This window comes from Polaromonas sp. AER18D-145 (genome assembly GCF_002379095.1).
Classification (GTDB): Bacteria; Pseudomonadota; Gammaproteobacteria; order Burkholderiales; family Burkholderiaceae_C; genus Polaromonas.
The window spans coordinates 1-5227 of the sequence record NZ_NBZV01000088.1 but is presented as its reverse complement, the minus strand read 5'-3'; the positions used below and the strand labels follow the sequence as shown (position 1 = coordinate 5227).

Annotated in this window: 4 protein-coding genes; all 4 read right to left on the bottom strand. The window is 64.6% G+C overall.

The window, feature by feature from the left end; genetic code table 11:
• Window positions 1-455: 455 nt before the first annotated feature.
• The 4 genes from B7G52_RS22770 to B7G52_RS22755 all read right to left on the bottom strand — a co-directional run bounded on the left by B7G52_RS22770 (window position 456) and on the right by B7G52_RS22755 (window position 5071).
• Window positions 456-944, bottom strand: a complete 489-nt coding sequence (locus B7G52_RS22770) for an aromatic-ring-hydroxylating dioxygenase subunit beta (protein WP_096699942.1) — start codon at window positions 942-944, stop codon at window positions 456-458.
• Between the two features lie 106 nt (window positions 945-1050).
• Entirely contained in the window at window positions 1051-2385 is a 1335-nt protein-coding gene (locus B7G52_RS22765; RefSeq protein WP_371329061.1) for an aromatic ring-hydroxylating dioxygenase subunit alpha, read from the bottom strand.
• Window positions 2386-2467: 82 nt separating this feature from the next.
• On the bottom strand, window positions 2468-4321 hold the full coding sequence (locus B7G52_RS22760; RefSeq protein WP_096699941.1) for a long-chain fatty acid--CoA ligase: 1854 nt from the start codon (window positions 4319-4321) through the stop codon (window positions 2468-2470).
• Window positions 4322-4417: 96 nt separating this feature from the next.
• Window positions 4418-5071 (bottom strand): DedA family protein, encoded by a 654-nt coding sequence (locus B7G52_RS22755; protein ID WP_096699940.1) that lies wholly within the window; start codon window positions 5069-5071, stop codon window positions 4418-4420.
• Window positions 5072-5227: the final 156 nt, after the last annotated feature.

Genomic DNA, 5227 nt, shown 5'->3' with positions numbered 1-5227 from the left:
AGTAGTTCAACTCCCCACTCCCACCCCTAGCCCCTCCCTCGCCCCGCTGGGCGATGGAGGGGGACTTCATTTGGCGACGTGTGCTGCGCTCGCGTGCAAACATCACGGCCGCTTGGCTACGCGCGTCATGACTCCCCGCACCCGATCCCGCATTTGTTCCCCCACCCGTCGGGCTGGGCCGAGGAGCGCAGCCGAAAGTGGATCAGGGCGAGCGATTGTCTGAGCGTAGCGAGTTCGAGCTAGCCCCCGCTAACGGCGAGCACCGCAGGCTGCCCGCAGCGAAGCGAAGGGACCCAGACCATCGGGTCGCCTTTTCTTTTGCTTACTTTTCTTTTGGCGACGCAAAAGAAAAGTGAGTTGGCGCCGGGCAACCCCCGGCTTGCTGGCAAACCCCAGCGCAGGAGAAAAGGCAGCTTCGACAGGCTTGAAGCAAAGCGGCCAGGCGCCGCGGGCAATTAAACCGGATAGATCAGCGAGTTGAGAATCATCTCGCTGTCATAAACGCACAGGCGACGCCTGAACTTCAGGCCGTCGCCGGTCCGCACGATCTCGTCGACATAACGCCCCACGTTGTAGACCTCGCTGACACCCGCCGGCTTGGTGCGAAACACCGCGTAGTTCGCCTGCGCCGTGATGACATCGCCGTCAACCGACAAGACCTGCGCCGCAGAGATGACGTGCCGCATGTAGTACGGCCCGTGGTAAATCGTCTGCGTGATGCCGTAGACGCGGTCTTTCATCATGCCGCGGCTTTCCAGGTCCATCAGCGCCAGCGGCAGGCCGCGGTCGAAATTTTCGCGCGCCTGCACGGTGTAACGACCGCCCTCAAGGAAAAACTCCGGCCAGGCATCGAAACGTTTCTCGTCCAGCACGGCCGCATAAGCCGCGTTGAGCTGGTCGATCTCGAACTGAAGCCCCAGCCGTTCCAGCGTCACACTGCTCATGGCGCCGCCTCCGTCATCACACCCTCGGCAAACACCCGGGTGTCGGCGGCCGGCGGCATTCGCGCTGTGTCGATCCCCACTTTGTGGGGCCCCTCGCCAAGTGCGCTCATACCGCCATCACTTTCTTCCAGTAGGCGTACATGCTGCGGATCAGCGTCTCGGTCACCATGTGTTCGGTCGCTTCGGTGCCGGTGCCGCCCAGTTCGCACAGCGTCGAACGCCCTTCCCCGCCCTGGCGGAAACCGTCCTGGCTGAACTCGATGACCTCGCCGTCGTCGGCGCTGACAAAACCCGCCGGCCCGAACAGGTTGGCCTGGCGCAGGCGGCGGCGCGTCATCTCGGGCGTGTCGTCGGCAAAACCGAAATGTGTCCAGACAAAATCAAACTCGCCCTCGCCGCGCGGCACGATGTGGCGTGTGCTCAGCGAGTTGACCTGCTGCTGGATGATGAGGCTGGGAAACAGCGTGATCATGGTCACGGTCGGCGTGATGTCGCTGCCGGGATTCGAGGGATCATCGACCGTCCACCAGGCTTCCGGCACCACGTCGAGCAGGCGGTCGTCGTGCAGCGCCATGTTGGCCTTGAAGGAAGTCACGCCTTCGGTCACGGCGGCGTTCTGCCCGCCCTCGTTGCGCCGCGAGATCATCACCGCGTGGCGGCCGTGTTCGTCCATCACCATGCGGCTTTTCTGGTCGGCGCGCCACAGGCCGAAGGTGACAAACCAGGTGTGCAGCAGGCCGGGGTGGTAGGGGTCCTTGATGTTTTCCATCATCAGCTTCCAGTTGCCCGGAATGCGCTGGCGGTTGTAGCCCAGCAGCGTGAGTTCCCGGCCTGTCCCGAGCCCTGTCGAAGGGCCCTTGAAGATGCGCTCCAGCCAGGGCATCACCTTGGGGCCCAGGTAATCCTCCAGCGGCTCGGTCGCCTCGCTGAAGGTCGCAAACACCAGGCCGTGCAGCACCGCCACGCGCAGCTTGGTCAGGCCGTGGTCTTTCAGGTCGAAGCCTTCGGGCATGCCGCCATTGATGCAGTCGCCCTCCTTGACACCATCCTTGAAGGGCAAACCGGCGAGGTCGCCGTTGAGCTTGTAGGTCCACTGGTGGTAGGGGCAGACAAAACTGCGGGCATTGCCCTGCGGGTTCTGGCAGAAACGCACACCGCGGTGGGCGCAGCGGTTTTCCACCACGCGGATGCCGTGGTCGGTGTCCCGGTCTTTCGGTGCCACGCGGTCGCGCACCATCACGACCTGGCGTTCGCCGACGTGGCTGAGCCGGAAATCACCGAGGTTCGGGATCTCGACTTCGAGCCCGACATAACACCAGTGCGGGCCGTAAAAAATCTTATCGAGCTCGCGCTGGTAAAGCTGCGCGTCGGTGTAGGCCCAGAAGGGGACGCGGCTGGAGCCCGGTTCGCTCCAGCGGGAAAGGGATTGATCAGCCATCATGCAAACATCTTCCCGACCGGCTGTCCGGCCTGTGGTTTATCCCATAATCATAAGCTTACTTATCATTTCCGGGAAACAGGGTTTATGCGGACCCGCCACCCCGCCGCGCCTGCGGCTGGTACATGGCCTCGATCTCCTGCGCAAAACGCTTTATCAGGTTGTTGCGTTTGAGCTTGAGTGTCGGGGTCATCAGCGCGTTTTCGACCGTCCACGGCTCGGTGGTCAGCAGCACGGCGCGCGGCATGGCATAACGCGCGAAATTCGCGGTCTGGGCCGCCATGCGTTTGAGCGCGGCCTGGTGCACCGCCGGCAGGTTCAGGCTGGCCGCGTCATCCGGGTCGACCCCGAGCGCCTCGGCCAGCCGGCGCCATTCGGCCGGGTTCACCACCGCCACGCAGGCGATGAAGGGATGGTTCTCACCGACCACAAACACCTGTGCGAACAGGGGATCGACCGCGATGGCCAGTTCCAGGTCGCCCGGCGGCACCTTTTCGCCGGTCGAGGTGACGATGATTTCCTTGATGCGGCCCATGATGCGGATGCGCCCGTCCGTGATGTCCGCCTGGTCGCCGGTGGACAGCCAGCCGTCGGGCGTCAGCACCCGCGCCGTGTCTTCGGGCCGTTTCCAGTAGCCCCGCATCACCGACGGGCCGCGCACCTGCAGTTCGCGGTTCTCGCCCAGGCGCACCTCCACCCCCGGCAAGGCCCGGCCCACGGTGGCCGGGTCGTTGTCTTCCACGCCGTTGGCCGCCACCACCGGCGCGGTTTCCGTCATGCCGTACCCCTGCAGCAGGGGCAGTCCCAGCCCCAGAAAGCAGCGGGCCACCGCGTGTGACAGCGGCGCACCGCCGCTGACGGCCACCCGCACCCGCCCGCCAAACTGCGCGCGCAGGGTGCGCGCCACCAGGCGATCCAGCAGGGGCCACACCAGCGGGTCCAGCCAGGCCCAGGCACTGCCCTCGCCAGGGGCGAGCGGCAGGCCCTGCGACCGGCAAAAACGCCGCCAGCCCACGGCCTGGGTGGCCTCGAACAAACGCGTCTTCAACGGCGAGGTGGCCAGGGTTTCCTGCAGTTTGGCAAACACCCGCTCGTAGATGCGGGGCACTGAGATCAGCACCGTGGGGCGCACGGTTTTCAGGTCTTCGACCAGCAGCGACACCGAACGCGCGTAGGCCACGCAGCTTCCGGACGCCATCGGCAGGTAGTAACCCGCGGTGCGTTCGAAGGTGTGGGACAGCGGCAAAAACGAGAGGAACATATCGTCGACAGTGGGCGCTACGCGCGCCAGGATGGCCTGCACATTGGCCACCACGTTGCGGTGCGTGAGCATCACGCCCTTGGGTTTGCCGGTGGTGCCCGAGGTATAGACGATGGCTGCCAGGTCGTCCCCGGACGGCGGCACAAAAGCGCCCTCCTGGCCTTGCCCGGTGGCCAGCCAGTCGGCCAGCGAACACACGGGCACGTCCGCGCCGCCAGCATCGGGCGCCACGGCTTCACCGCAGACCACGACGCGCCTGAGCGCCGGCATCGCCACATCCAGCGCCCTGATCGCATGCCATTGCGCCAGGGACGAGACCATGAGCAACGCGGCCTCACAGTCCGCCAGGATGTAGGCAATGCTGCCCGGGTTGTCCAGCGCGTGGAGCGGCACCGGCACATGGCCCAGCGCCAGGGCCGCCTGGTCGAGGCTGACGGCATCCAGCCCATTGGGAAGCAGGATGGCAATGCTGGCGTGGTTCGGCAAGCCCATGGCCGCCAGCGCCTGGCGCCATTGGGCAAACCGTTCGCCGGCCTGCGCCCAGGTGGTCGCGACCCAGCGGCCGGCGGCGGCATCATATTCGCGGTAGGCCTCGGCCTGCGGGCTGCGGGCCACCCGAAAGGCCAGCAGTTCGGGAAGCGTGTGGACGGTGGGGAAATCGATCGCGGTGACAGTCATGGGCAGCTTGTTGGAAACAGGAAGTTCTCCGGGGCAGTGTGCACCGCGCAGACGCGTCCGCCCTGCCCTGGGTCAATACAGCGGGTAAAAAACCCGTCAGTGCGCCGGTTGCCGGGCAGACCGGCTGGCTTTCCAGGCGCCATACAGCACAAACAGCCCGGGAATCAGGATCATGGCCCAGATGATCTTGCTCAGGTTGGCCTGCACCCAGGGCAGGTTGCCGAACAGATAACCGGCCGTGCACAGGCCCACCACCCAGATCAGCGCGCCAATCACGTTGTAGGCGGTGAATTTGGTGCGGCTCATCTCGGCCACGCCCGCCACAAAAGGCGCGAAAGTGCGAATGAAGGGCATGAAGCGCGCAATGATGATGGTGATGCCGCCATACCGCTCGTAGAACTCGTGCGCCTGGTTGAACGCGCGCTTGTTGAAAAACCGCGACTGCTCCCACTGGAACACCTTGGGCCCGAAGTGCCGGCCTATCGAATAGTTGCACTGGTCGCCCAGGATGGCTGCCACCAGCATCACGGAGATGGCCACCGGCAGGCTGAGCAGGCCGACCCCGCAAAGGGCGCCCACCACGAACAACAAGGAATCGCCGGGCAGGAAAGGCATGACCACCACGCCGGTTTCCACAAAAATGATCAGGAAGAGCAAGGCATAAACCCAGGCGCCGTAGCTTTGTGTAAAAGCCTCCAGGTGTTTGTCCACATGAAGGATGAAGTCCATCAGAAAAGCAAGAAGTTCCATGGGGGTGATTTTGACATGGTGGTTTGCATTGACCCACTTCAGTCTGCCTGCAAGCCGGGTCTCGCCCCGGCCAACGCGCGACGGCGCCCCCATCCCGAAGCCAAGGGAAAGAAAAAATCACTTCCCTCTAGAATCACAAGGTGACCCCTGCCGCCC